This is a genomic window from uncultured Eubacterium sp. (assembly GCF_934295145.1).
GTDB lineage: Bacteria > Bacillota > Clostridia > Lachnospirales > Lachnospiraceae > Eubacterium_I.
The window spans coordinates 24124-50809 of sequence record NZ_CAKRAS010000016.1 but is presented as its reverse complement, the minus strand read 5'-3'; the positions used below and the strand labels follow the sequence as shown (position 1 = coordinate 50809).

The 26686-nt window shown below is 42.3% G+C and carries 25 protein-coding genes; 3 read left to right on the top strand and 22 right to left on the bottom strand.

Annotated features, from left to right (window positions below):
* The 4 genes from Q0I54_RS04930 to Q0I54_RS04915 form a co-directional block, all read right to left on the bottom strand.
* Positions 1–287, bottom strand: a 287-nt coding sequence (locus Q0I54_RS04930; RefSeq protein WP_296116930.1) for a YbjQ family protein, incomplete at its 3' end; no start/stop codon positions are given.
* Between the two features lie 97 nt (positions 288–384).
* Entirely contained in the window at positions 385–1227 is an 843-nt protein-coding gene (locus tag Q0I54_RS04925; RefSeq protein WP_296116928.1) for a hypothetical protein, read from the bottom strand.
* Positions 1221–1919, bottom strand: coding sequence for an ABC transporter ATP-binding protein (locus tag Q0I54_RS04920; protein WP_296116926.1), 699 nt, complete (start codon positions 1917–1919; stop codon positions 1221–1223). The genes Q0I54_RS04925 and Q0I54_RS04920 overlap by 7 nt, the downstream gene beginning before the upstream one ends.
* A complete protein-coding gene (locus tag Q0I54_RS04915) occupies positions 1909–2286 on the bottom strand; it encodes a GntR family transcriptional regulator (protein ID WP_288618364.1) in 378 nt (125 codons plus the stop codon). The genes Q0I54_RS04920 and Q0I54_RS04915 overlap by 11 nt, the downstream gene beginning before the upstream one ends.
* A gap of 196 nt (positions 2287–2482) precedes the next feature.
* Here Q0I54_RS04915 and tig point away from each other — a divergent pair, with 196 nt between their 5' ends.
* Both tig and Q0I54_RS04905 read left to right on the top strand, forming a co-directional pair.
* Complete coding sequence (gene tig, locus Q0I54_RS04910) at positions 2483–3427, top strand: trigger factor (protein WP_296116924.1); 945 nt, start codon at positions 2483–2485, stop codon at positions 3425–3427.
* A gap of 425 nt (positions 3428–3852) precedes the next feature.
* Complete coding sequence (locus Q0I54_RS04905) at positions 3853–4131, top strand: hypothetical protein (protein WP_296116923.1); 279 nt, start codon at positions 3853–3855, stop codon at positions 4129–4131.
* Between the two features lie 413 nt (positions 4132–4544).
* Here Q0I54_RS04905 and Q0I54_RS04900 read toward each other — a convergent pair whose 3' ends face one another.
* The 10 genes from Q0I54_RS04900 to Q0I54_RS04855 all read right to left on the bottom strand — a co-directional run bounded on the left by Q0I54_RS04900 (position 4545) and on the right by Q0I54_RS04855 (position 18347).
* On the bottom strand, positions 4545–5909 hold the full coding sequence (locus Q0I54_RS04900) for an MATE family efflux transporter (protein ID WP_367270780.1): 1365 nt from the start codon (positions 5907–5909) through the stop codon (positions 4545–4547).
* Positions 5906–6760 (bottom strand): glycerophosphodiester phosphodiesterase family protein, encoded by an 855-nt coding sequence (locus Q0I54_RS04895; protein ID WP_296116921.1) that lies wholly within the window; start codon positions 6758–6760, stop codon positions 5906–5908. The genes Q0I54_RS04900 and Q0I54_RS04895 overlap by 4 nt, the downstream gene beginning before the upstream one ends.
* Before the next feature lie 26 nt (positions 6761–6786).
* Positions 6787–7263: a hypothetical protein gene (locus Q0I54_RS04890; RefSeq protein ID WP_296116918.1), complete on the bottom strand. Its 477-nt coding sequence runs from the start codon at positions 7261–7263 to the stop codon at positions 6787–6789.
* Between the two features lie 245 nt (positions 7264–7508).
* On the bottom strand, positions 7509–8201 hold the full coding sequence (locus Q0I54_RS04885) for an LrgB family protein (RefSeq protein ID WP_296116916.1): 693 nt from the start codon (positions 8199–8201) through the stop codon (positions 7509–7511).
* Positions 8182–8556 (bottom strand): CidA/LrgA family protein, encoded by a 375-nt coding sequence (locus Q0I54_RS04880; protein WP_296116915.1) that lies wholly within the window; start codon positions 8554–8556, stop codon positions 8182–8184. The genes Q0I54_RS04885 and Q0I54_RS04880 overlap by 20 nt, the downstream gene beginning before the upstream one ends.
* A gap of 258 nt (positions 8557–8814) precedes the next feature.
* Positions 8815–11526, bottom strand: coding sequence for a YfhO family protein (locus tag Q0I54_RS04875; protein ID WP_296116913.1), 2712 nt, complete (start codon positions 11524–11526; stop codon positions 8815–8817).
* A gap of 227 nt (positions 11527–11753) precedes the next feature.
* The gene (locus Q0I54_RS04870; protein WP_296116912.1) at positions 11754–13646 is read right to left on the bottom strand and encodes a family 20 glycosylhydrolase; all 1893 of its coding nucleotides are present in this window, start codon (positions 13644–13646) and stop codon (positions 11754–11756) included.
* A 305-nt stretch (positions 13647–13951) separates the two neighbouring features.
* Positions 13952–14635 (bottom strand): MerR family transcriptional regulator, encoded by a 684-nt coding sequence (locus Q0I54_RS04865; RefSeq protein WP_296116911.1) that lies wholly within the window; start codon positions 14633–14635, stop codon positions 13952–13954.
* Positions 14636–14885: 250 nt separating this feature from the next.
* On the bottom strand, positions 14886–17624 hold the full coding sequence (locus tag Q0I54_RS04860) for a HAMP domain-containing sensor histidine kinase (RefSeq protein ID WP_296116910.1): 2739 nt from the start codon (positions 17622–17624) through the stop codon (positions 14886–14888).
* A gap of 15 nt (positions 17625–17639) precedes the next feature.
* Positions 17640–18347, bottom strand: a complete 708-nt coding sequence (locus tag Q0I54_RS04855) for a response regulator transcription factor (RefSeq protein WP_177976521.1) — start codon at positions 18345–18347, stop codon at positions 17640–17642.
* Positions 18348–18624: 277 nt separating this feature from the next.
* On the opposite strand from Q0I54_RS04855, the gene Q0I54_RS04850 reads away from it, so the two are divergent.
* The gene (locus Q0I54_RS04850) at positions 18625–19884 is read left to right on the top strand and encodes a glycosyltransferase family 2 protein (protein ID WP_296116909.1); all 1260 of its coding nucleotides are present in this window, start codon (positions 18625–18627) and stop codon (positions 19882–19884) included.
* Between the two features lie 197 nt (positions 19885–20081).
* Here Q0I54_RS04850 and buk read toward each other — a convergent pair whose 3' ends face one another.
* The 8 genes from buk to Q0I54_RS04810 form a co-directional block, all read right to left on the bottom strand.
* The gene (gene buk, locus Q0I54_RS04845; RefSeq protein ID WP_296116934.1) at positions 20082–21155 is read right to left on the bottom strand and encodes a butyrate kinase; all 1074 of its coding nucleotides are present in this window, start codon (positions 21153–21155) and stop codon (positions 20082–20084) included.
* 251 nt (positions 21156–21406) lie between these two features.
* Positions 21407–22000: a 50S ribosomal protein L25 gene (locus Q0I54_RS04840; RefSeq protein WP_296116907.1), complete on the bottom strand. Its 594-nt coding sequence runs from the start codon at positions 21998–22000 to the stop codon at positions 21407–21409.
* Between the two features lie 295 nt (positions 22001–22295).
* The gene (locus Q0I54_RS04835; protein ID WP_296116905.1) at positions 22296–22490 is read right to left on the bottom strand and encodes a DNA-directed RNA polymerase subunit M; all 195 of its coding nucleotides are present in this window, start codon (positions 22488–22490) and stop codon (positions 22296–22298) included.
* Positions 22487–23668 (bottom strand): LCP family protein, encoded by a 1182-nt coding sequence (locus Q0I54_RS04830; protein WP_296116903.1) that lies wholly within the window; start codon positions 23666–23668, stop codon positions 22487–22489. Before Q0I54_RS04830 ends, Q0I54_RS04835 begins: the two co-directional genes overlap by 4 nt.
* A gap of 105 nt (positions 23669–23773) precedes the next feature.
* Positions 23774–24529, bottom strand: coding sequence for a hypothetical protein (locus Q0I54_RS04825; RefSeq protein WP_296116902.1), 756 nt, complete (start codon positions 24527–24529; stop codon positions 23774–23776).
* A 401-nt stretch (positions 24530–24930) separates the two neighbouring features.
* Positions 24931–25479: a hypothetical protein gene (locus Q0I54_RS04820; protein WP_296116901.1), complete on the bottom strand. Its 549-nt coding sequence runs from the start codon at positions 25477–25479 to the stop codon at positions 24931–24933.
* Positions 25480–25697: 218 nt separating this feature from the next.
* The gene (locus tag Q0I54_RS04815) at positions 25698–26309 is read right to left on the bottom strand and encodes a M56 family metallopeptidase (RefSeq protein WP_296116899.1); all 612 of its coding nucleotides are present in this window, start codon (positions 26307–26309) and stop codon (positions 25698–25700) included.
* Positions 26296–26685, bottom strand: coding sequence for a BlaI/MecI/CopY family transcriptional regulator (locus Q0I54_RS04810; protein WP_294783547.1), 390 nt, complete (start codon positions 26683–26685; stop codon positions 26296–26298). The genes Q0I54_RS04815 and Q0I54_RS04810 overlap by 14 nt, the downstream gene beginning before the upstream one ends.
* Position 26686: the final 1 nt, after the last annotated feature.

Here is a 26686-nt window from a genome sequence, read left to right as displayed (position 1 = left end):
TATGCGATGACTTCGGCTGCTCCCTGGATGATAGCTGATGTCGCAAAACGAATATTTACCACTGCGTCTGCACCAAGTCCTTCAGCTTCTTCTACCATACGCTGAATCGCCAAATCTCTTGCTTCGTTCATCATCTCGGTATAGGCTTTCATTTCTCCCCCTACCAGATTTTTGAAGCTTGCACCGATATCTCTGCCAATATTTTTGCACTGGATGGTACTTCCTTTTACCATTCCAAGCATCTCCAGTTCTTTTCCTGATATATAATCTGTGTTTACTAATACCATAAGCCTGTTCCTCCCAATTTTCACCACTCGTCAATCATGCCAGCATGTTGACTCACTTGTACTCATTATATCATAGGATATATGAAATATGTCATTTTTACTCCAAATTTAATTTATTTTTCAAAAACCATGTCGTTGCAAAGAAAAAGATAACACTGTAAACGGCATCCGTGATGCACTGTCCTCCCAGAAGTTTGACATATCCGACTACGGCCAGACCTTTTCCTGCATCAGCATTTACTCCGATACCGGAATTATCCACTGCCATGGAGCCGCTGAGCATATCAATCAGATTAATGTTTGTCAGCGTACCGATAATCGCAATAATAATCAGAATTACGATAAAGGTCAACACACTATAAAATACTTTATGTCGCTTTGCAGCAGCACCGATTGCCATAGCCGTATAAACCAGCAGAATGATACGGACAATCTGAATCACCGCAGCTACAATGGTCAGAATGATTTCACCCGCACTTTCCTGAAACAGCTTGAAAAAATCTCCCCACGGAAGAGAACTCCAGTCAAGAGCGAGTAAATTTCCACTACCAACAACACTGGTCAGCATAAGTACGAACACAGATACGATCAATGTTATGATACTCAGCAAAATCCAGATCAGAGAACTGATCATTTTAGATGCAACCAGCATCCATGTAGGAACCGGAAGGGTGTGCATCAGATAACCTTCTCCTTTCAGCAGATTTTTATAAAATCGCTGAAGGATCATAACAACCGTCACGATCATCAGTGTCATGATCAATAGTGTATAGATCAGGCCGCTGACTACAACTGCAATTGCATTTCCCTGTGTCGCCTGCCAGATGGTTCCTCTGGCAAGGAATCCAACTACCGCTGCCACGATCAAAATAGCCAGATACAGCACGCCCATCAGCCTGCTGGTCGATTTCAACTCATACTTCAATAATTTTCCTAACATCTGAATACCTCCCTGAACAACTCATCTACTGATTTATGTTCTGTTTCTCGGATTTCATCAACACTGCGATGAAAAACAATATTGCCTCGATTGATAAATACTGCCTCGTCCAGTACACGCTCAATGTCTGAAATCAGATGTGTAGACATTACGACCAGTGCATCTTCGGAATAATTCCGAATGATAGTATTTAAAATATAATCTCTTGCCGCCGGGTCTACACCGCCGATTGGCTCATCCAGAAAATAGATTTCTGCATTCCGGCTCATGGCCAGTATCAGCTGTACTTTTTCTTTATTACCCTTGGATAATGTTTTTAGCCGGTCTTTCTCCCGTAAATTCAACTGTTTTAACATTTCTTCTGCTTTCTTCCGGTCAAAGTCTGCATAAAAATCGTCAAACATCCCTACCAGTGCTTCCACATTCATCCAGTCCGGCAGATAGTTCGCATCCGGCAGATATGAAACAAATGATTTTGTCTCCGGTCCCGGTTTCAAATCGTTTAACAAAATTTCTCCGGATGTAGGCTGAAGCAGACCATTCGCCAGTTTGATCAATGTGGTTTTTCCGCTTCCATTCGGTCCAAGTAATCCTACAATTCTGCCGCTTTCTAACGTCAGATTCACATCACTCAAAGCCATTACATTTCCATAATCTTTTGTCAGATTCTTACATTCCAGTCTACTGCTCATGACACGCTCCCTCCTTGTCCTCCCGGATCAAATCTATAATTTCCTCTTTTTCAAACCCCATATTTTTCATCTGCTGCAAAAATGTCTGTATGGTTTCCCGTGCTGTCTCACGTTTCATTTTCTGAATTCTCCCTTCATCATCTGTCACAAATCTTCCACTTGTTCTCTGCGAATGAACCAGCCCCATCCGCTCCAGTTCTGCCAGGGCTTTCTGCATTGTATTCGGATTCACCTCCGCCTCACTGGCCAAATCTCGCACCGATGCAAGCTTGCTGCCCGGTGCATAATATCCGGTTGCGATTCTGTTTTGAATAATATCAACCAACTGAAGATAAATCGATCGGTCATTTACAAAATTCCACGCCATATCATCCCACTTCCCTTTCTTTTTATTTCATGTATCTTTTGTATTATTGTACTGTTGTATTACTTGATTAATACAATAATACTCATGAGTCATTTTGTCAATATATAAAAACATTTTTTTTATATTTCTATACGATATCGTCACTTCTGTGCTATGATGTCTGTAAACATAATAATATGAAAGGAACTATACTCTTATGAGATTAGGAACATACAAGGGCATTCGCATGCCCAGACCAAACACTGAGGTGACAGAGCATGAAGTCATGAATGTTTTAAAAAAGAAACAGAAAGAATACGCCGTTGCCACAAATATCGACGATCGCAGCGCACGGACCGGAGATCAGGCAATTCTTGATTTTGAAGGCCGCTATCATGGACAAACGATTCCACACGGAAATGGAGAAAACTTTGCACTGACCATCGGTGCCAAAGCCTTTTTACCGGAGTTCGATGAAGCACTGGTTGGAAAAAATATCGGTGACTCGTTTGATATTAATGTTACTTTCCCGGCCGATTACCGCATCAGTGCCATGCAGAATCGTTCCGTTGTATTCCACACAACATTAAAGAAACTTCGTCTGATGGACTACCAGCCGATCGATGATGAGTTTGCAAAAGATTTTTCCGAGTATGATACTTTAAATGAATGGGAAGATGAAATTCTGGCAAATCTGCAGGAACGCCGGGAAACTTCTGTCCGTGAAAAATTTGCCCGGGAAGTGATGGCAAAAATCATTGCCGATTCTGATATTCCGATTGATGATGACCTGAAGGAAGAAATGACACAGATTTATTATGATGATTTTCTGGATGAACTGGAAATGAATCAGATTCCGCTGGAACTTTACTGCAAACGTTCTGGTCACAGCGAAGATGAGATTTATGCGGATAAAGAGCTGGAAGCTGTGGAAGCTATTCAGGCACAGAGTGTGCTGCATGCGGTCGCTGCAGCTGAAAAGATCAGCATTACACCGGAAGAGTTAGAAGAGGAACTGCGAAATATCGCACTGGAAGAGGAAGAAGATCCGAAAGAATTCGTAGAGACATTAGAAGATGAAGATGTGGAGAATATCGCCGATCAGCTTACAATGGATAAAACGATGGCCTTCATATTGGACAGCGTGGTTTTTGAAGATTAAGAGGAGAAGAACTCAGATGAGTGCTTTGGGCTAAGACGCCCTTCATCACTAATCTGAGTTCTTCTCCTTTTTACGTTATGAAACTCGCTGTCCTTATTCCGGCCCCAGACCATGCCTTTCGGCACTTATCTACGTTCTTCTCCTTTTTACGTTGTGAAACTCGCTGTCCTTCTCCAATGCCTGTATAATTTCCGTCGTTCTACCAATACTAGTGTTGCAAACTACAACGCTATATCAGATGTCAGATGACTCCCACCTCTGCAGGATGGTGAGCAACAAGATTATATCAGTGGTGGGATTCACTCTCCCATCTGATATAGCCTCCGGCAGGATTGCAGAGATGCACAGAAGAATATGTCATGCATTGCATGACGTGCATCTCGCAGCAAGAATGCCGAGGGCATTCTTGAATTGGAGGACTGAACATGAACAAAAACACGCATACACATAGCAATATCCATGATACCAACTGTCATCGAAATTATGGCAATCCAAGCAAAGATGCCATTTCTACCGATACGTTTGAGCAGGCCGATAAAACCGGGGATTTTGACTATGATTATCTGGGGAAATCTGCTTCTGCAAATGACCAGACCGGTCTGATTCCAGCTGGGCCACAAAATGATGACGAAATTGAATCCTATCAGGATGTGTTTCCTTTTGCGCCGCCGCTGCTGAAAAAGGATAACGATTTATTGTCATAACTTCTTGTTTAAGGTGGCTTAAAATTTACTTTCTAGATTTTAATGGGAACTCCTGGTATTTTGTCTCGGTCGCTATCAATCGCTCCCTGAGAAAAAATGCCAGGAGTTCTTAATTCACGCAGTGGAATTAGTAAATTTTTGCGCCATCCTGCACTTCGTGCCACACATGCATATAGAGTATCAAAGCAATAATTTCATAGTGTAAATAGCGGAAATGCAGTATCTTTCCTCGGTAAACGATTTAGCGAGTGACTGAGTTTTGCGAGTTTTGCGCGAGCGGGAACCGACCAGCTTTTATAGGAGAGTGCGAGCGAGCGCGATAAAACCGAAGCAAAACGAGGGTAACGAACGACTAGTGTCCGAGAAAAGATACTGCATTTCCGTATTAATAAATTAAATTTTTATCCAATACATTACACGACTTTGTGGTCAAGCCATTTTCGTCTGTGGAACCGAATCGTAAAGACAATGCTCCGTACCGTCCAATCCGTAAACATTCCGATCCACACCGCAATCGGTCCAAATCCCTGCACCCGGCAAAGGTAAATACACAGACTTACCCTGAAAATCCACATAGAACAGGTTGACAAGATCATAGAGAATTTAACATCCCCTGCTGCACGCAGTCCATACGGTGGAATAAACGCAGGAACCCACACAATCGGTTTTACAATGGTGATTACTGTCATCATGTAAAAGCACATGTCCGCACTTGCCGGCTCCATGCCTGCGATCATTGTAATCGGTTTCGTCAATGCCCAGATCAACAGACAGCAGCCGATCACCACAAACTCTGAAATCACAGCAAGTTTCTTGATATAATATACCGCCTGATCTTTCTCTCCGGCTCCGATACACTGACCAACAATCGTCATCAATCCAATTCCGATTCCAATCGCTGCTATACCATTTAAGTTTTCCAGAATAATTGTCATCGCCTGAGCTGCAATTGCTGTCGTTCCAAGGGTTGATACCGTGGACTGAATTGCCAGTTTACCAAACTGGAACATACCATTTTCAATACCGGATGGGATTCCCACGGAAAGAATGATCAAAATCAATTTCATATCTGGACGAATACCGAAATAATCGCGGATGACAATCTCCTGTTTCGGCACACGCTGACGGCAGATCATAATGATGGACATCAAAATACGGGAAACCAGTGTGGAAATGGCCGCACCTGCTACACCCATATGAAATACAAAAATCAAAACCGCATTTCCGGCAATATTTACCAGATTACACAACGCAGAAATTGTCATCGGCAGTTTGGAATTTCCCTCTGCCCGGAAAAATGCCGCATTGGCGTCAAACAATCCGATAAATGGGAAAGATATCGCCGTGATCAGGAAATAAATCTGGGAATTATCCATAACATCCTGTTCCACATTTCCGAAAATCAGCCGCAGCAACGGGTAACGGAATACGATACACACTGCCATCAATCCAACGGAAATCACCAGCATCGCAAGCAACACCTGACGCGCCGCCTTATTGCAGGCTTTCACATCTTTTCTGCCAAGATACTGGGAACAGATGATGGCACCGCCTGCCGTCAACGCCGTAAACACCTGAATAACCAGCACGTTGATGGAATCCACCAGCGAAACCGCAGAAATAGCTGCACTTCCCACGTTGCTGACCATCATACTGTCCACGGTTCCCATCAGGGAGTTCAACAACTGTTCCACCATCAACGGTATGAGCAACACCTTCAGATCGTGGTTGGAAAAGAGCAGCTTACTCTTATCAATCTTCTGTTTTTGTCTTCTCAACTCAATCTCACCTTTTTCCCTTCTTTTGGCAGAAAACTGTCAAAAATAAACATATCAAATATTTCACGGGCCGCCTGAAGTTCAGCTTCACTTTTTATCGTCCATGCCGCAGTTTTTACCCCAAACAGCTTTCGGCACATGCGAAAACCCCGGATCTGGCGATCCTTGTGATTATAGGAAATAAAATCCGGTTTTGCCCAGAAGTTTAACAATAAATGTGTTAGGAAAAAACGTACGATCTGCGGCATTTTATCCTCACTCTGAAAAAAATCCATGGATAACTGTCCACGAAGTACCTTCGGATAATGTCTGCGGTACCACACCAGTGACAATGGATTAAAGCATTCCATACAGTAAACTCCCTTGTATTCTGACAGCATTGCGGCCGCAGCTTCCGTGGTTGCCTTATAGTCAAAGCCAACTTTTATCTCCACTACAAGAGGCACTTTTCCATTGATCAGTTCCAGGACATCAGAAAAAAGCGGTATTTTTTCTGTGCTGTTCTTTAAAAAATACTGCTCTAATTCTGCATATGTTAATTCAGTCAATTTCTTATGTACACCGCACATACGCTTCAGATCAAAATCATGAAAAACAACCAGTTTTTCATCTTTTGTCAGCTGCACATCCAGCTCCATGCCAAAGCCATGCTCCACTGCGTTTCGAAACGCAGCCAGACTGTTTTCCGGTGCTTCTGCATTATTATCAAACAAGCCACGATGGGCGATCATTGTATGGTCAAAAGCAGCAAACGAACGTGTTTTTTCTGTTTCCGGTCGAAGCATGTACACGCTCAAGCCAAGTAAACCAATAATAATTGCAGCAGCAATCAGAATACCTGTCAGTACCATTCCCGTTATTTTTCCTCCGTGCTTCTCTATGCCTGTACTTTATTCAGGAAATGCTCCCATTCTACGACTGCTTTTTCAAATTCTACTTCTACCCAGTAAGTATCTTCGTCTACATCCACAGCAATCTCACAGCAACACGCGCCGCCATTTTTTGCAGGCTTCGGTGTCACTACAAATACTTTTCCGTCTTCCTGCATTTTCTGGAAAATCTCTTTAAACTGATTTTCCGGAATATCCTGATCCGGCACTTCACGCTGCAGTACATTATTTGCATCGTAATATTTTGCACCCTCTAATAAAAATCTCGTGATCACCGGGGATTTGAACCGAATCTCTGTGTCATCCAGATAACGGTCCACCAAGGTATCATTGGATGGATTATTATGCCTTGCGGCTACTCCAAGCAATACCATTGTCATAAGTCCCGGGTTAAACTCCATTTTTTTCACTTCCGCATCCTGGAACATGAATTTGTCCAGTTCGTTCACGCATTTATACTTCATATTTCTTCTCTCTTTCTACAATTCATATGGCATCTTTTGACCCCAACATCTTCCAGTTTTTTCTAACATAGATTATAAGTATAATGAATTATTTTTGCAAGTAGGATTCATCACTGATAAAAACAAATGCCCTCTTTCAAATAAACAGTTCTGCCTATCTGAAAGAGAGCATATAATTTTTTACTCAGCGCTTCCAATAACATACTGGAATCCAATTCACCTCTATGGGATTATATCCATCACTCCTATATAATATGCGAAAAAATCGGTGCTGCGATAACGGTTAAAATACCTGCTACGGCAATGGATAATCCTCCCATGGCCCCTTCAATCTCACCCATTTCCAGCGCTTTTGCCGTACCGATCGCATGAGCTGATGTACCAAGTCCGACTCCTTTTGCCACCGGATGGGTAACATGGAACAACTTGTATACAAAATCTGCCAGCACATTTCCAATCACGCCGGTAATGATGATAACCGCAACGGTGATGGTTACGATACCGTTCAATTCTTCTGATACTCCCATACCGATTGCTGTCGTGATGGATTTCGGCAGCAGGGTAACATACATATCATGCTCCAGTCGAAAGATCAGACACAGCACTAAAATACAGATTGAACTGGTCAGAACACCCGCCACGATACCACCGATAATAGCTTTCCAGTTTTTCTTCAGCAGCTCCATCTGCTCATACAGCGGAATTGCCAGACATACCGTTGCCGGAGTCAGCAAATAACTCAAAAGCTGTGCGCCATCGTTGTATGTATCATAATCGATATGAAATCCTACAAGGATCAGAATAATGATCACAATGGAGATCAGCAACGGATTTAACAGTGCAAATTTTAATTTCTTTTTCAGCAGTACACCGACTTCATATGCAAGGATACTCACCAGTACGCCGAAAAACATAGAATTACTCAGAATGTCCTTCATTTTTCTTACGCTCCTCTGCTTCAATCATCGTCTGTGTTACTCTTCCGGATATTCCCATAACTACGATCGTTGAGATAAACAGGATCACAATAACCGGAATCAACACTGGTTTTAACTTATCCCATGCATTCAGCAGACCAACACCAGCCGGGATAAACATCATCGGCATGATCTCGATCAGAAATTTCCCCGCATCCTGAACCGCTTCCACTTTCAGTACTTTTGTCTCTAACAAAATAAACATCAGTACCAGTCCGTAAATACTTGCCGGAATCGGCAGCGGCAATACATATTTCAAAACTTCTCCTATAAAAGAAATAAAAAGAATAATGACAAATTGACGAATATATTTCATAACAACGCCTCTTTTCCCTGGTCAAAAAGTCTACATTTTATAGTAATTATTTTTCCCTAAAAATGCAATTCAGTTTATCAACTATTATATCATATTTTTCAATAATTTCAATACATTGGTGCTACCAATTTTATTAAAAAAAAGAGATTTTTTTACAAAGTAAAATGGACACCAGATAAGGCATCCATTTTCATTCCAATCTGTTATTCACAATTTTCTTCTATCACTGTTATTTTCAGTATTCATTTGTCAAATGTTTTACCTGTCTGGGCTTAATTCCTGCTTTCTTTTCTTCTTATATAGTACAGTTCCTGCTTCCCAGATCACAAACAGTACTGCTGACAACAAGCTTGCCCTCTTACCATATTTTTGTCCCGGCGCATCAAACCGCAGATCGATCGAATGGAATCCCGCGGAAATTTTTGCACCCGCAAACGCAGTATTCACGATCTCGAGCTTTGTCTCTTTGCCATCCACATACAGTTTCAAACCTTTCTGCATTGGAATGGATGTCACAAAATACCCATCTTCCCTGGCAGTTACCGTACCGTTTAAGATACTGTCTGACTCCCACTTTGTTTCTGGCTGCAGTTCCATCGCTTCCACCTGTTTTTCCTTAAACAGCTTTGTCGGCAGACGGTAACATTCCATATCAGTCAGATCATAAGTACCTGCAGATAACTTCAGAGAGATATATTTATCATTTCCCTTTTCTTTCAGCATATAGGAAAAACAATCGTTTTCATTTGGGTAAGGCGCCGTTGCCCCTGACAGTTTATTTTTTCTGCCATTTGCTGAAATAATAACCGCATTTTCGGTACGGTTTTTCACATCAAACCGGAAATATAACGTGCCGTTTTTCATATTCGAATCCAAAGGCATACGGAGCACACCGCCGCCTTCTCCAGCCTGAATGCTGTACCCATTTTTCAACGTCTTGATCTGAACATCACCAGTCACACTGACATCTTCCGAATCAAGTGACGGCAACGAAATCTGCTCCATTTCAGAAACATTCACTTCGTTTTGTTCTCCGCTTCCTGCTACCGTGTAACGGCTCAGCGCCGACATTTTTTCCGTATCATTCAGTGCTTCAAACTGTGTATTTGAAATAGTATCCGATGTCGTATATGCGATTGGCAGCACATTTGGATTTTCCGCAATCACATTTTTTCCCTTCTGTAAAAGCACAGCATATCCGTATGGCATTTTGTTTTCCGTCGTCAGAATATAACGCTCACCCATCAGCTGTGCAAACAGTGGATTGCGCTCCTCCAGCAGAGCGGTCCGGTTGTTAATCTGAATCGGCATTTTCACAACACTATAGTAAAAATTCTGATATAGCGGATTCGTCACGGAAGAATACATATTTGCACTCTGCTGACCATAAAACTGCAATGCATTGCACTCTGTCTTGGTATCTGTCAGTTTATCGCAGCGATACAATTTATTCCCACAAAGGGTCTGAAGCTCTTCCTCTGTAAAGTTCTCTTCTTCCTGTATCTGATCCGCGTTTTTGTTCTGATCATCTTTTTTCTTTTGGTCTGTACTGTTTTCTGCCGATGCAGAACTGTTCTGCGTTTCCTTCTCCGTTCCCATCAGAAAATTTACCAGTTCTGCCGATTTCGAGCCTGCCAGCTGACTGGCATCTTTATTTGGAATGCCCCGCCATCCCTCTCCGGCAGCCACACACAGAAAAATCAGAAATGGCATTACAAGCAGCGGCAGATACCGCACCAGACCGGTTTCCCCGGTAAACATACGGCCTGCGCCCATCATTCCCGTTGCTTTGCGCCAGATCAGATCGATCACAGCAATCCCGCAAAGTACGATCAGATCAAACAGAATTCCCGCAAACCAGATTTCATTCCGCTGAGTAAAAATTTCAACCGCCAGAAGCACAAAAGGCCAGAACTGCCAGCGCACTTCCCCACACCGGATCTTCTGAAAAATCTTCATGCAATACAAAATCACAACCGGTACAAATGGAATCAGAATTTTTCCTCTGGCATACAATGTCGCATTCAATATATAAGAAGCTACTCCAAACAGACTGCCCGCCAGAAGCAGGGCACACTGCCAGCGCACTTCATGAATCGTAAGTCCCAGAAGCAACAGATACGCACAAATGATCGTAAGTCCCATTCCATACGGAGAATACAGCAGATTCTGCGCATTTGGTACAATCAGATCCGCCATCGTTGTCGCCTTTTCTCCGCTGTGTCTGTGCTCCAAAATTGCCAGAAACGTAGGCAGAAGCAGCATCATCGCCATTCCCACAGACAAAAATACACTTACCACACCTTGAAACAGCAGCTTCTTCTTCCCTGTTTTGTCCTCCCTGCGCAGCATGCCGATGGCAAACCATCCAATGACCGCCAGACAGGCGATCGCATAATAAAAACTATGCAGATAAACCAGCGTCAGGCTAACTGACATCAACGCAAATCTTCTTTTTTTCAGGAAGATCAATGCCAGAATCAGAAACGGCAGATAATTTACAAACATAATCTGACGATGTGTCTGAAAAAAACAGTCTGCCAGCAAAAACAGCATACTTCCGAAAAATGCCACGAACGGAGAAAGCCCTTCCAGCCGCAGCCAGTATTCCATCAGCAAAACTGCTGCCAGATAGCAGCACAGCGCATAAAGCGGAATCAAAACCGTCATCGGCACCTGTGGAAGCAGACATCCAATGATAATATCCGGCCGGTAATATCCATAATACGCAAACTGAAAACCGTTGCTTCCTCCCCCAAGAGAAATCCATGCCGACGCCAGCGTTTTTTCCTGCAAACATGTCTTGCGGATTGTCTCTGCCAGTGTTACATGCTGATTGTACCAGTCTGTCGTAGAACCGTAAAAACATCCCTCCGGCAGGATCAGCCCGATCAGACATACAAACAATGCAACCAGAATGGCTGTATATATCATGGTCTGGATCAAATTCTTTTTTCTCTGTTCTGTCATTTTCATTCTCGTCTGCCCTTCCAAGTCACATTCATTAACGCACGCATCATCCGCGCTCAAACTCTTTTTCTCTTTTTTTGTGACTTGACTAGTATAACAAAGAATTTTGAAAATCCTCTATTGAATTTCTGAATTTTTCTTAAGAATTTCCAGTTCTCAGGAATGTACAAACCCACTGCATGTGAAACGCTAACGCTATTTTCCTGAAAAACAGCCCAATGTCATACTTAACTTCGCAGCCAGTCCGCATAGGCACAGATCACATGCTGAATCCGGAAAAGTTCTGATTCCCGGCTCGTGCTGCGCCAGAGTTCCTTGTAATCATGCAGCCAGTATTCCAGTAATTCTGCCAGATTCCAACGCTCATCCTCTGACATGTTTTGTTCTTTCTCTGGATTCCAACGCTCGTCTTCTGACTTATTTTGTCCTTTTTCTGACAAGCATTCTTCTTCCTGCATTTCAGAAATACTTCCTTTATCCGTCAATACAATACCAATCTTTTGCAGTAAAATCATTCCCTTTACAGCGATCAGGTATGCATGGATCTGTCCTCTTTGCGCGATTGGGAGGTGCGTGATAGACTGATACAATTCTGTCTGGATCTGTTCCAGATCCTCCACAGCTTTCCCATATACCTCAGCAGATTCTAACCGTACATCTGGCGCCTGTTCTAACCAATCTACTGCATTTCTCCAGGTAAATTTCCAGCTTTCAGAAATGCGCGCCAACAAAGACACCAGTGTTCCTGTCTCATCTCCGTAGGCAACTCTTGAAATCTGACGATTCATATCTTCAAATTCCGGGATGTCCAAATTCCAGGAAAAAGCTGCTCCGTAAATCATTCCCGGCAGACTGAAATCCGGGTGATTGATATGTCCGCAGTCACCCCAGTCTGTATTCAACACTCCCTCTGCCTTGTAAGTATGCGCATACCGACACATTCTGCTGATATTTTCATAAGAAACACGAATCTGGTTCACCAGCTGATCCCAACCGCTGACTCCCGGGCAGTTATAAAGTCTTGCTCCCGCCTCTGATAATTTTCGTGTCGAATCCTCCGGCCAATCCGCATCATAACCCCAATTCAGACAAATTGTTTCTTTCGGTAACTCCTGCACTGCCTCCGGGAACTCACCGATGATATCCCCCCAGAACATCGGTGTTTTTCCTTTGCTCACCACATATTCACAAAGTTCTTTTACAAAATCCAGATACAGACGCTGTGTTCCTTTTTTTTCTGCCAGTGCTGCACTTTTTCCCTTTCCAAGATCAAAGGTTTCATCCGCACAAATATTAAAATACTGCGTTGTAAAAAGCGGCATAAATTCGTCAATCAGGGATTTTACCAACCGCAAACTCTCCGGATTTGATACATCCAGGGTATGATGCCGCATCCGTTCCACAAAACCAAATGGCTCGGTTTCCATTCCTGGCATCTCACACAGCGCACGATACGTTTTTGTCCGAAGTACTTTATACAGATGTCCAAAACAGGCAATGCTCGGAACCAGTTCCACATGCCTTTTTCTACAGTACGCATCCAGTTCCAGAATGTCCTCCGCCGTCAGCGGCGTGTCATCCCTCCAAACTTCTGAAAATCCCCGAAATAAAAAAGTATGCTCCATATAAAGCTGCAGCTGATTCAGCTTGTAAAAAGCCATGCGGTCTACCAGTTTTTTCAGATAATCCATGGTCGGGATCCGTCCTCTGGTCACATCGTGATAAAAACCACGGTGCAAAATTTCCGGCTGATCCACAATAATTGTATGCGGAATACAACATCCGCACTGCCGAATGATCTGACGCAGCGTCTGGATTCCATAAAAAATGCCACAGGCGCTGCCGCCGGTGATACAGATGCCCTGCGCCTGAACAAGCAGTGTGTACTCCTGTTCTGCCATGTGCTCCCCTAACTGCAGACAGATATCACCATTTTCCGGGATTCCACGGCGGATATGCATGGAAAAACCTGCATAATCCGCCAGATCCTGCTGCAGAATCTGCGCATCCTCATAAACCTCCTGTGGACAATTACAGCCCAGCACAATTCTCCGATCGTATTTTAATATAAACGTTCCCTCTTTCTCATACCACTGTTGTGGTTTTGGAATAATGTACATATTTAGTCTTCTCCTGTGTTTTTCTTTCTCTCTATGATACCATCAAAATCTTGTTTTGGGTAGTTTGGAACAAGCAGAAACGAACTCCAACAAGAACCTGAAAAATTTTCTGTGACCACTGCGTCACTTATTTCCGACCGCTCCCGCGAACTCGCCCGCAAAACCAGCGGGCTCAGACACACTCCCGCGGTCGGGCTAGACGCAGCAGTCACAACGAAAATTTTACAATGGTTCTCTCGTTGGAGTTCGTTTCTGCTTTGTTCCATCTACGCCGTAGCACTGCGTGGCCTAAATTTTCAGCCACCTCAAAGCGTGCTTTCCCCGGTTCGAAAACGTCCCCGGGACTTTTTCTCCTTCGGTGCCTTCTGTTTTTTCTCCCTCCGCAATCGTCGCTTCTGCATCTGTCTGCTTCGGATGGCCTCATCCAGTTTTCGGAAGCGGTCTTCCTGTGCATCTTCCTGCTCACGCATGAGATAATTCATTTCTTTGATGACTTTTTCTCCTACCTGCTCGCCGACAGCCAGTCCAAGTGCCTGATTGTTCTCGGCGATGGCATTTCGCACAATGTCATTCATCATAAGCTGAAACTGTTCCAGCCGTGTCATGTCCTTTGCCGCCTCCGCCTGCAGAACTTGTCCACCTATTTTCACCTGAGGCAGCTGATCAGGCGAAGGCATTGTCGTATTTTTTTCATTTTGCACTGCAGATGTCTGTCCGGTCTGGCTGTTTGCCTTAGTTTCATGTAAAAATTCCTCGCAGTCCGGATTTTCATTGTGCAGCATCATTTTAATGGCTTTAAGCTGATAGCCCTCTTCTTTCCATTTCTTAATCTGACGAAACTGCTGTATATTCTCTTCGGTATAGTAACGGTGTCCCATCTCATTGCGTGGGACTTCCAGATCCAGTTCCTCTTCCCAGTAACGTAACACATGCGACTCTACCTGCATCATATTTGCCGCATCTGAAATCATATATCGTACTTTTTTCACGATAAAATCCTCCTTTATTACTGTTACATTAATTGTAGCACATTTATGCCCGTACTCAAGAAAATCTCATCGTAAAATTTCGACACAATCCGCAACATGGCATTCCTAAAAAAAGAGATGAACTTCCGTAACTTTTTCTTACGTCTGTCCATCTCTTTTCTTCAACCGGATTCATGACTTCATTCTTCTACGCATCTCCACAATGCTAAAGTTCAATCATTTAAGAATGCCCACGGCTTTCTGTTTTTACTTATGCTTCTGGCTTTTCTGTCTTTGGATTCTGTTCCTCTTTTTTGATTTTCTGGAATGTGATCGTTACTTTGAACAGATCTCCATCCAGATACAGATCAAAGGTGCCTTTCTGCATAATAGTAAGGTTTCTCGCAATCTCAAGGCCTAATCCGCTGCCCTCTGTACTTCTGGACACATCGCCCCGTACAAAACGCTCCATCAGCTCATCCGCCTTAAAGTTTAGCGGATTCTCGGACACATTTTTCATGGAAAATACGACGGTATCACCCTCAATACTTCCGTTTACATACACTCTGGTGCCCGGCATTGCATATTTTGCCGCATTGTTATACAAGTTTTCGATGACACGGAACATCCGGCGTCCATCTGCCATGATCAGCATCTGTTCTTCCGGCAGATTACAGATCAGATCCAGGTTCTTTGCTTCAAATTTTTCTTCAAATTCACCGTTTGTCTGCTTGATCAGCTGCTTCAGATTAATTTCCTGCATCGTCAGGGTAATATTTCCGGAACTGATCTTGGAAGCCTCCACCAGATCCTCTGTCAGCTGTTTCAGACGAAGTGCTTTGCGATTCAGGATTTCAATATAACCGGCGATCCGCTCATCCTGAATGTTTTCACGTTTTAAAATATCCACATAGTTGATGATGGAAGTCAGTGGTGTCTTGATATCGTGAGATACGTTAGTGATCAGGTCTGTTTTCAGACGTTCACTCTTCATCTCTGCGTCGACTGCTTTTTCCACACCATCACGAACTTTATTGATTTCTTCTGCCAGTTCCAGATTTTCTCCGGACATGTGCTCGGTATTGATACGGTAATCCAGATTACCTGCTGCAAGCTGCTGGATACCGTCCTTGATGGCTTCTTTTCCACTTGTGCTCTTTAACATTTTCAGATAAACAAAAATATCAAATAAAACCATAAGCACAAAGAAGATAAATGCCAGTCCGCCCATGTAGTTGACTCCCAATACACAGATGATCCACATAAAAATGGTCTGTGCACCGATCAGCACGATATATGCGATCAGAAGCTGTTTGTTTGCTTTCTGGGCACGGTAAGAATCCTGAATTGTTTTTCTGGAAGCATCTACCGTTCTTTTTATTGCATGCGTAATACTTGCGATGATACTTCCGCCAAGTTTACGTTCTTTGATCCTTCGTCCATAACTCTTCACATTCCATGCGAACAATACGGCTGCCAGGACTCCTAAAACCGTACACTGTGCCATGGCATTTCCAAACGCAGACGGCAATGTACTGTAATAATATCTGTAATTAGAGGAAATGTGAACAACGGATTCCGCATATCCAACAACCAGTGCAACCCAGAGAATCATATCCTTGATCATCAAAATCTCGATTGGGAACTTATCCATGAGTACCGGATGAATCTCGTCATCTTCCGGTCTGCGTCCGGTCTGTACTCCGATCATGATAATCATTACAATTGCCAGGCTTAAGAATACCCAGATAGCTGCGAAAACATTTATGCGGTATTCGCCATTTCCAAAGTTAAATGCAATCTGTCCGGATATATCCTGATAAGCCGTATAATACATGGAATCATAATAGGATTGCGATGTTCTGCAATGATAATTGGTATCAAGTCCGGCAAAAAGCCTCCAGTTGCCGTCTCCCATAATATCTCTGATCATTCCCTTTAGTTCATCTGCCATGAAAGTTACAGATGCATAACTATCTCCGGATGCCTCGTCCACCATCAGATACAGGTATTTCCCCTGTGCAGAATAATCTTTGCTCTGATACTGTTCTTCCAGCTGGTCAAGGGACATGGCCTGTTCTGTATTCCAGGCCGGCACATTCGTATATATAGTGCCATCATCTTCGTTTACCAGATATACATATACATTCGTATTGTCATACTGCTTTTGTATACTCTGCGTCTGGTTTACCAGATCGTGTACCTGACTTGCTGCCTCCAGCAAATCTTCATAATAATCGGAAAGCAGATTCAGCTGATCATTTTCACGCGCATACTCAGCCAGCGTCACACCGTTGATATTTTTGATAAATTTCTGCTCAACATCAATTCCGTTTGCATAGACTACGTCCGATTCATTATTATAACATTTCACCTGATAAGAATCATATGCTTCCGGATGTCTGTTGTCACCGGTACTTCCATCACCTTCGTTAAACCAGTAACTGATATCCGTCGTTTCTACATTCACCGGTTCCGGAATATTGGTATCTGCGGCAGATTCCGCTGTAGGAACAGTTGTAGTTTCCGTACTGGAGTCAGAAGTCTTATAGTCGCTGGTATCAGTCTCATCACCTTCTTCGTATACATCATACACATACTCATGTTTTGTCTGCGTCAGCCAGCGAAGGATTGGATAGCCATCAGAATTGTAAAATGCATCCAGATCAGACAGTTTATATTCCAGATTCTGATTTTTGTTCTCTGCAAATACACCATCATTCAGATTAGATATATCCAGGGTCAGATCACCATTATAAGCACTTCCTTTCAAAATTTTATTTTCAGAACTGAATTTACCCAGCTGATCCTGTAGTTCCCGTCTCACATAGCGCTCTGCCTTCTGACTTTCCTCATAGGAAACCGGGCTCATAATCTCATTCACATTCATGCCGGAAGAAAGCCCAGCCATACTCCATCCGGCACAGACTGCAGTCAGACCGCCAGCGATCAGAAGCGCCGCCGTTGTCAGTGTTTTTGCCCATACACTGAAAAAATGTTTTTTCTTCATAAAGAATCTCCTGTTCTACTCGACTTTAATATCCTCCATCTTGTAGCCGATTCCCCATACCACTTTCAGATAACGCGGTTCCTTTGGATTGATCTCAATTTTTTCCCGGATATGTCGGATATGTACCGCTACGGTATTATCTGCATTGATGGCATCTTCGTTCCAGATATTTTCATAAATCTGTTCAATGGAAAACACTCTTCCTTTGTTTTTTGTCAGGAAAAGAAGGATATTATATTGAATTGGTGTTAATTTTTCTACGATTCTGCCATCGACGGTGACCTGTTTCATATCATCGTTGATCTCCAGTCCGCCTGTACGGTAAACATTGGATACTGTTTCCGGCGTCATTGTCCCCAATTTTGTATAACGACGCAGCTGCGATTTTACCCTCGCCACAAGTTCCAGAGAATTAAATGGCTTTGTCACATAATCATCTGCTCCTACGTTTAATCCGAAAATCTTATCCGTATCCTCCGTTTTCGCGGAAAGAATAATGATTGGAATGTTTGATTCTTCACGGATTTTTAACGTGGCCCGGATACCGTCCATACGCGGCATCATAACGTCCATGATCAGAAGCTGAATATCGTTGCTTCGCATCATCTCGATGGCCTGAATGCCATCGTACGCCTTTAAAATATGGTATCCTTCCGGAGCCAGATAGATTTCAATGGCATCTACAATATCTTTATCATCATCACATACTAAAATATTTATCATAATCTTTCACCTCCCCGTTATTATACTCGATTTGAATGCATTCGAAAAGGAATCATTTCCCGCAATTCCTTTATGCTGACACTTTAACAGACAATTCTTTCCGGAAACCACGCCAAATTCTTAACGATTTATGAAGATAGCACATTTTCTCATTCTTTATATTTTTAACCTTTTTTCTTAAAGAATCGTTAAGGATTGCCGCCATAAATCCTAACATTTAACTGTTATATTGGTTACAACAAAGAAAAAAATACAAACACACAGGGAGGGACCAATTATGTTAGTTACAATCACCCGTGTGATCAACTGGTCAATCTTATTTGCATTCATTGCCTGTTTTGCTTATCAGATTGTCTACCTGATCGCACCGTATATTAAGAAGGAAAAACCACACAAACCGTTACAGCTTCATCGTTATGCCGTACTGATTGCAGCCAGAAATGAAGAAAATGTACTTGGCGAATTGTTAGACAGCATTCACGCACAGAATTATCCGTCCGAGCTGGTCGATATTTATGTTGTTGCCGACAACTGTACAGATTCCACTGCAGACGTTGCTTATGCACACGGCGTTTATGTATATGAACGTTTTAACCGGGTTCAGGTCGGAAAAGGATACGCATTAAAGTATTTACTGGATCAGATTTCACTCAGTAACAATCTGGAAGATTACGATGGATTCTTTATTTTTGACGCAGATAATATTCTGGATGAAAATTACATAACAGAGATGAACAAGACATTTAACGACGGATACGACGCCGTTACAAGCTACCGTAACTCCAAAAACTTTGGTGATAACTGGATTTCCCACGGCTATGGTCTATGGTTCTTACATGAAGCACAGTTTTTGAACCGTGGCAGAATGAGAACAGGCAACAGCTGTATGGTATCCGGAACGGGTTATATGATCTCCCGTGAATTGATTGAAAAAAATGACGGTTGGAAGTTCTTCCTTTTAACGGAGGATATTGAATTTACCGCTGACTGCATTGCAAACGGTATAAAAATCGGTTACTGTGAGCGCGCAGAATTTTTTGATGAGCAGCCAACCAAACTTTCGGTATCCTGGCATCAGCGTATGCGCTGGGTGAAAGGTTATTTCCAGGTATACAAAAAATACGGCAGACAGTTATTATCCAAAGTCGGCAAAAAAGGTGGCTTCTCCTGTTTCGACATGTTGATGTCTAATCTTCCGGCCTTTATCCTGACCATGGTGGCCACCTTTGCAGGACTGACACTGACAATCCTTGCTCTGTTGACTGCACAGGATTTTACTTCAGCACTGCTTTGTGTCGGAAAATTTACGGTAAATACCTCTGCCGCAATGCTTGTCCTCGGCATTTATACGACACTGACAGAATGGAATCATATCCATATGGCATGGTATAAAAAAATCGGGTATATGTTCACATTCCCTCTTTATATGCTGACTTATATTCCGATCGCATTTGTAGCAATGTTTAAGAAAGTGGAATGGAAACCGATCGCACACGGCTCCAGATCTACAAAAGTGATTCGACGGATTGCGTCTTAAACAGAATTGACGTTTTCTCAGTGTGTTTATATATTTTTTTAATTTTTAAGTTTTAGGTTTTTAAATTGAACGCCTGTATTTTGTCTCGGTCGCTACCAATCGCTCCCTGAGAAAAAATACAGGCGTTCTTAATTTATGTAATAAAAAAATACTCCCTTTATAGAAAATCCTTTCGGACTTCTAAACGAAAATGTTGATTACTCAGTTCTTACAAACTCGTGTGCTTCTTCCTGCCCACGCAGTACACGAAGTCCGCCAAGTGCCAGAGATTCCATCTCATTCTCTCCCGGATATACAATAACCGGAGCGATCCACTCTGCATTTTTCTTTACTTCGTTTGTGAAGTACTCGGAATATGCGATTCCACCTGTCAGGATGATTGCTTCTACATCACCTGCAACTGTTGCAGCTTCCTCACCGATCTTACGTGCTACGTTTAATGCCATTGCATCATAGATCAGTTTTGCATGCTCATCGCCATTCTCGATCATTTTTTCAACTTCACGGCTGTCATTTACACCAAGATGTGCTACGAGACCACCACGGCTCTTCATTTTTTTCAGCATTTCTTTTGTAGTCATGCCACTCTGTCCAAAATATTTGATCAGAGACTGAACCGGAAGACCACCTGCACGCTCCGGAGCGAATGGACCGTCCTCATCGTTGATGATATCTGCAACTTTTCCGCCATACTGTAATGTTACAGAAATACCACCACCAAGATGTACTACGATCAGCTTGCAGTCTTTGTACTCTTTACCGTTCTCACGAGCATATTTCATTGCAGCTGCTCTTGTATTCAGGTTGTGACCGATACCTTTTCTTGTAATCTCTTTCAGACCTGTGATCTTCAGGATCGGCATCATCTCATCAACTGTTACACCGTCATAAATGAAAGCCGGGATTCCAAGTGGTTTTGCGATTGCATCTGCAATTACAGCACCAAGGTTGGACGCATGCTCCATCGCCGGTTTGTTTTTCAGCTGCCATACCATGTCATCATTTACGCGGTATGCGCCTGCTTTCAGAGGCGGAAGTAATCCACCACGGGCAACGATACCTGTCAGATTCTCCAGTTTTACATTTTTCTCTTTCAGAACTTCCATGATCATATCTTTACGGAATTCGTACTGGTCTACGATCAGGTCGTATTTTGCGATCTCATCTGCGGAATGGGAAATGCTCTCTACAAAGATCTGCTGTTCATCTTCGTAATATGCGATTTTTGTAGAAGTAGAACCCGGATTTAAAATTAATAATTTTTCCATTATCGTAATCCTCCTGCTTTTTTTATTTTGCACTCTTATATGTTTTATATTACCATATATCATATATCTTGCACAATATATTTTTGCAGAATTCTGTGTATCTTTTTTGTGTACACGATAAGTAAAACTAATACTCTTCCATGAATTGTCCGATTTTTGCACTAAAATTTCCTATCAAACAAAAAGAGGACCACAGCGCTTAACTCTGTGATCCCCTTTTTTTAACATTATTCAGCGAATTGAAAATTGGGCTCTTATGCTTCTGCCTCTGCTTCTTCGTCAGCTGTCTCATCCTCCGGGATGCTGTTTCTGATCGCATCAACCATGACAACGATAGCTTCCGGATCGGTGTGAACATCGACATCCGGGTTCTTAGTAATCTCAAGATCTTTGACACGGATAACGTCGCCAACTTTCATACCTGCTACATCAACGGTAACATGGTCAACCAATGCCGCCGGTAATGCTTTGTATTCAATTTCCTCTAAGCACTCCTGTAAAGCACCTTCCAGGACTTTTTCACGGTTTGCAATTACAACTGCAGCTGTTGAGTGAACTTTCTCGGTACTTACCAGTGCCTGGAAATCAATCTCATCAACACAGCGTTTCATCGAATTATAATCTACCTCTTTGATCAGAACATCGTAATCCTGTCCTTCTACGTTCAGCATGATCTGGCTTCCCTTGTGATCTGTCTTCAACAGACGCTCAACTTCGATTCTGTCCATTTTCAACGGAACGGAGCCTTCGATTTCTTTACCGAACAGGTTACCTGTTACGAATCCCTCTCTTCTGAGTTTCTTTGCTTTGACATCCATGCTTCTTTTTTCAGCTTTTAAAGTATTCATTTATCTTTTCCTCCAAAAATCTGAATTGCTTAGCAGCCTTCTACAAAGAGGTTTTGTTAAGTAGTTCCTTATTTGTTACAACGCAATTATAGCAGTTATAGCAGAAACAGATTAACCAAAATTGTAAAAATATTTGCAATATTTTTGGTAATTATGAAACGATTATCATCATATATCAAAAGCATCGTTTGCACGAAGTGCTTTTGTTTGATAGGAAATTCATCGTAATTTCCATCAAACAAAAAACATCCTCCACACAGTTTCCTGCATGAAAGATGTCTCCGTTTTCATGTATTTACTTTATCCGATGTATATACATCCAGCTGTCCACATAGTCTTTGCGTTCCTGCTCCGACATTTTCACGTATCTGGAATATTCCAGTTTCACCGGCTGCATTTCTGCGCCTTCACATTTAAAACATTCCACGCCGCTTCTTCTCGAAACAGTCCGCAACCACCCGCATTTCGGGCATATGAACAAACGTATCATTCCGTCGTTCCCTCCGAGCTACTTGAGGTATCATCAGATTCGGTCTGTGTACTTGTGCCGTTTCCAAAGAAATCGTCCTGATCACTAAATCGGGTATCCGCATTGTGATCTGCCGTGTATCCGCTTTCATCCACAATTTTTTCACTGTATTCCTTTACGGTCTCAGATGGCTGATAATCTTCCGTTCCAAATAAACGCTTATGCAGCTCAATGACATTCGATTCAAGGTCACACGCCACAACCACACTTCCCAGCTTTTTGCTAGGTGTAAAGGTATCACGACTGTATGGGAATCCGCCACTGTTTGCCATATCATATTTGAGCATAACAGATGCCATACTGATAATATCTTTCTTTGATAAATCAGTAGAAATCTGCGGGAATATGGTATTGATCAGTTCGTTAACCTCGGACAGATTTGCTTTCTTTGCTTTCTTGATCATTTCAGTCAGAACACGACGCTGACGCTCTGCACGTTTATAATCATCGCCCTTGGTATAACGGATACGAGCGTAAGAAACCGCCTGTACACCATTCAGTGTCTGTAATCCGGTATGCTCAACTTCAGCATTGCTGCCGCCAACATACTCACTGGTGTAAGATACGTAATCATTCAGATATTTACGTTCTTCCTCTGTCTCGACATTGATGTCTACACCACCGAGAATATCAATGGCTTCTGCAACCGCTTTAAAGTCAAAAGCAACATAATTGTCAATATCAATATCAAGGTTACGGTTCAGCATTGTAACTGCCTGCTCAGGACCTCCGTATGCATATGCGGAATTTGCTTTTCGGAATTTCTCTTCCTCACCTTTTCCGGCAACGTTCAGATATGTATCACGATAGATAGACATAAGGCTTACTTCCTTCGTGTCATTGTTGATATTCATGATCATGATCGTATCGCTGTTACCAGTTTCGTACACGCCCTGCTCACGGTTATCCAGACCAAAACATGCGATTGTCGTATAACCTTCAAAAGTTTTCTGCGTTTCTGCCGAAACATCACTTTTTCCGACTTTGGATGCATCCAGTGTCTTCGTGTTAATCTTATCCAGCTTGCTAAACAGGAATAATGCACCTGCTACCAGAATCAAAATAATAATCTCAATAATAAATAAAATCAGTTTCCGTTTTCGTCTTTGTTTCTTAGATATCTTTTTGTTTCTCGCCATTTTTTATCTCCATGCTGTTTTCATTGCCATTCTTGTTAAAAATACGCATACAATTCTCGCATGCATGCAAATATAATAACGCACACAGATAAAAAACTCAACAATTTATTTTCTTAAATTTCTTTGAACATATGGCTCGCCTGTCACAAGTTCGTACACATCCCTGCAAAGCTTCTCGCTATGTTCAAACACCAAACGTTCAAAACGCTGATCCGTCTGCAGCCCTTCGGTGTCTCTCATCCGCATTGCAAATATGTACTGGCTGTTTTTCCCCGGAAGCAGACTTCCCGCAGGTGTCATCACATGATACTCCGGTGTCTCATCGTAGGAACCGCGAAATCCGTGGTCTGTGGCATCCGCCATATAGATTACACCATAACGGTAATCCGCGCCATCTTCACCAATCGGACCGTAAATTTCCTTTTCCATCAGTGGGCGCCACTCCTGATCTGTCTCATCCCATGTACAACACGCATAAAACAGCGCAATGTCAAAATTACTTGTAAAGGCCATCCATTCCTTCGGCTCCCCACAGTACACAGACGCGACACCTGGAATGTGCTCCATCGGGAGTTCACGCTTCTGCACATGACATCCTTTGTCCATGTATGCATTTTCACCTCTGAAATAATTTGGCAGAGAAAACTGCTTGGTAAAAGTCTCGTTCGGCAATGTCACTTTCTGATCCATTTCATACCGGATGCGGTCTTCCATTGAAAGAATACCTTCGGTCGGTTTCCATTCGACTCCCTGGCGCGCACAGGCATCCAGTTCCAGATTTAATAAAATTGCTTTCTTTCGTTCTAACTGCTGTTTTACATGAATTTTTGCAATGTCTCTGATTGATACTCTTGTTTCCATCTCTTTTCTCCTAATCCTGTAATATTGCGCTTAGGATAGCAGCATCCTTGCGTGCGACTATTTTATCAATCTAGTCTTGTAGGTTTCAAGTGTTTTTTCCGAAAAAAAATGGGATTCCGGGTGCTGTCGACAGGGTTCGACACGATTTCGACAAAATTCGACAAATGGTGCAAAAATATACATTTCTTTTTAATGGAATTGTTAATGTTGATTATTACAAAATCCATCAACTTAATCAGACAAAAAGAGCCGTCAGAACTGTGCCATATGCAAAGCACAGATCCGACGACTCCTCCAGTCTTTCGTTTTCTACTTTTAAATACGCCGGGCAGCTTCTACAGCTGCCCGGTGGTATGTATTATTCTCTCTTAATTGTTCTTCGTAATTAAAGAATATAACTCTTATTTTACGTAATATCCTGCAGCACGGATCTGAGTAGACGTGATGTTTTCAACAAACACATAATAGGTTCCTGTCGCATCGCACGGAAATGTAGATGCTACGTTATGAAATCCATTCACATAAAGCATGGAACCATCTGGTCTACGGATTCCGACACGCTGATACCGATCAGAATAAATATAGCAAGATACCGAGATACTTGTTCCCTTTTTCTTAATAAACCCTGCAGAACGTGCAAAATTATTTGCAGGAACCTTCCAGTCAAAATTCTTCTGCACAGATAATGGTTCAATGGATTCTTCTTCCATTACAATTGCATTGTTCCACTTTTCTTCATCCACCTGATCTGCTGGAATCACATATTGTTCTGACTGAGTATCAAACTCATCGCTAACATTTAGCATTCTTGTTTCTCGATACAGATTATTCTGCTGATTAGAAACCTGTACACTGGATGCAAATGCCGTCACTGAACTTCCAATAATCAGTGCCATTGCCAAAGCCACACTAAGGCAGGTTCTTTTCCCGCTTTTCTGCCATTTAATCATATACTCCACTCTCCTTCTCAATGATTCCTCATTGTTCAGTTGTGAAACAAAAGGTGGTAATACAGTTTGGCCACTCTCACTTGCTCTACGCAACAGATTAAAATACACCTTGGCTTTCCCCATGAAGTATTGCTTACACACACGAATATCACAGGCAATATCTGACCAGGCATCAAGATCATCCAGGTAAAAGTGTAAAATCGGATTAAACCAGTTAACTAATATAATTCCCAGGGCAATTTTTTCCCAAGGTTGTCCTTTCGCACGATATGCATTCCCTCATGCATCAGGATAATCTTCATATCCTCATCTGAATATTCAATTTCCGGAAGCACAATTTTCTGCGAAAAAGCTCCCATCACGCATGGTGATTTTATCGTAAAATTTGTGCAGAAAGTTATTCGTTTCCAATTTTTATTCGGATACAAATTTTGCAGCATTTCCCGATATTTTTCACTGCGAAACGGTAAATTATTTCTGCAGATCCAGCGATAGTTCTGCCATTTATGCGTGTAATAACCCGCATACCATATCATTCCAAGCACCCAGATTGCAAGACATACTTCCAGAAACAGATATAACATGGAATTTCCATAAAAGCCATCACCAATCGTATGTGTTCCATATTGTATCTGGAACTTAAAACGGATATACAAATATCCAAATGGAACGATATAAAATAACAATACCATTCTATGTAACGGATAAATAATCCGTATCGCATTGCGCTTCTTTGCGATCAGGGTCAGCAGCTTACATAGAAAATAGGCTACCGTCCCTGTCAACGTATTCAAAATAATTACGAGAAAGAAAAAATTAATCCAGTTCATCCATTAAATCTTTTAAGTCCTTCAGACCTTCTTGTGTATTATGATCCTTATCACCAGTCACAAACAGTGCCGAAAGGAATTCTGTCGGTGTTCCCGGATCTCCCCAGTAATGAACCAGTTCATTGATCTGAGAAGAACGATAAGCCTCCTCAGATACTTCCGGGTGATACAGAAATACTTTTCCGGATCTGCGCATGGTAAGATAACCTTTTCTTACCAGATGTGCCAAATAGGTAGAAATTGTCTGAGGTCTCCAGCTTTTATCAAAGCGCTCATTCACCATTGCTACCAATTGTGACAAGGCCAGTTCTTCAGGTGTATCCCAGATACATTTCATTATCAGCATTTCAATATTAGTCAAGTCATTCTCCAGCATA

Coding starts and splice junctions, on each gene's coding strand:
- Q0I54_RS04820 (WP_296116901.1), bottom strand. CDS start 25,479: ATGATTAAATGGCAGAAAAGCGGGAAAAGAACCTGCCTTAGTGTGGCT.
- Q0I54_RS04920 (WP_296116926.1), bottom strand. CDS start 1,919: ATGAGCAGTAGACTGGAATGTAAGAATCTGACAAAAGATTATGGAAAT.
- Q0I54_RS04875 (WP_296116913.1), bottom strand. CDS start 11,526: ATGACAGAACAGAGAAAAAAGAATTTGATCCAGACCATGATATATACA.
- Q0I54_RS04815 (WP_296116899.1), bottom strand. CDS start 26,309: ATGAACTGGATTAATTTTTTCTTTCTCGTAATTATTTTGAATACGTTG.
- Q0I54_RS04890 (WP_296116918.1), bottom strand. CDS start 7,263: ATGAAGTATAAATGCGTGAACGAACTGGACAAATTCATGTTCCAGGAT.
- Q0I54_RS04855 (WP_177976521.1), bottom strand. CDS start 18,347: ATGATAAATATTTTAGTATGTGATGATGATAAAGATATTGTAGATGCC.
- Q0I54_RS04860 (WP_296116910.1), bottom strand. CDS start 17,624: ATGAAGAAAAAACATTTTTTCAGTGTATGGGCAAAAACACTGACAACG.
- tig (WP_296116924.1), top strand. CDS start 2,483: ATGAGATTAGGAACATACAAGGGCATTCGCATGCCCAGACCAAACACT.
- Q0I54_RS04825 (WP_296116902.1), bottom strand. CDS start 24,529: ATGGAAACAAGAGTATCAATCAGAGACATTGCAAAAATTCATGTAAAA.
- Q0I54_RS04885 (WP_296116916.1), bottom strand. CDS start 8,201: ATGAAGGACATTCTGAGTAATTCTATGTTTTTCGGCGTACTGGTGAGT.
- Q0I54_RS04835 (WP_296116905.1), bottom strand. CDS start 22,490: ATGATACGTTTGTTCATATGCCCGAAATGCGGGTGGTTGCGGACTGTT.
- Q0I54_RS04830 (WP_296116903.1), bottom strand. CDS start 23,668: ATGGCGAGAAACAAAAAGATATCTAAGAAACAAAGACGAAAACGGAAA.
- Q0I54_RS04870 (WP_296116912.1), bottom strand. CDS start 13,646: ATGTACATTATTCCAAAACCACAACAGTGGTATGAGAAAGAGGGAACG.
- Q0I54_RS04840 (WP_296116907.1), bottom strand. CDS start 22,000: ATGAATACTTTAAAAGCTGAAAAAAGAAGCATGGATGTCAAAGCAAAG.
- Q0I54_RS04915 (WP_288618364.1), bottom strand. CDS start 2,286: ATGGCGTGGAATTTTGTAAATGACCGATCGATTTATCTTCAGTTGGTT.
- Q0I54_RS04810 (WP_294783547.1), bottom strand. CDS start 26,685: ATGCTGGAGAATGACTTGACTAATATTGAAATGCTGATAATGAAATGT.
- Q0I54_RS04925 (WP_296116928.1), bottom strand. CDS start 1,227: ATGTTAGGAAAATTATTGAAGTATGAGTTGAAATCGACCAGCAGGCTG.
- Q0I54_RS04895 (WP_296116921.1), bottom strand. CDS start 6,760: ATGGTACTGACAGGTATTCTGATTGCTGCTGCAATTATTATTGGTTTA.
- Q0I54_RS04850 (WP_296116909.1), top strand. CDS start 18,625: ATGTTAGTTACAATCACCCGTGTGATCAACTGGTCAATCTTATTTGCA.
- Q0I54_RS04905 (WP_296116923.1), top strand. CDS start 3,853: ATGAACAAAAACACGCATACACATAGCAATATCCATGATACCAACTGT.
- Q0I54_RS04880 (WP_296116915.1), bottom strand. CDS start 8,556: ATGAAATATATTCGTCAATTTGTCATTATTCTTTTTATTTCTTTTATA.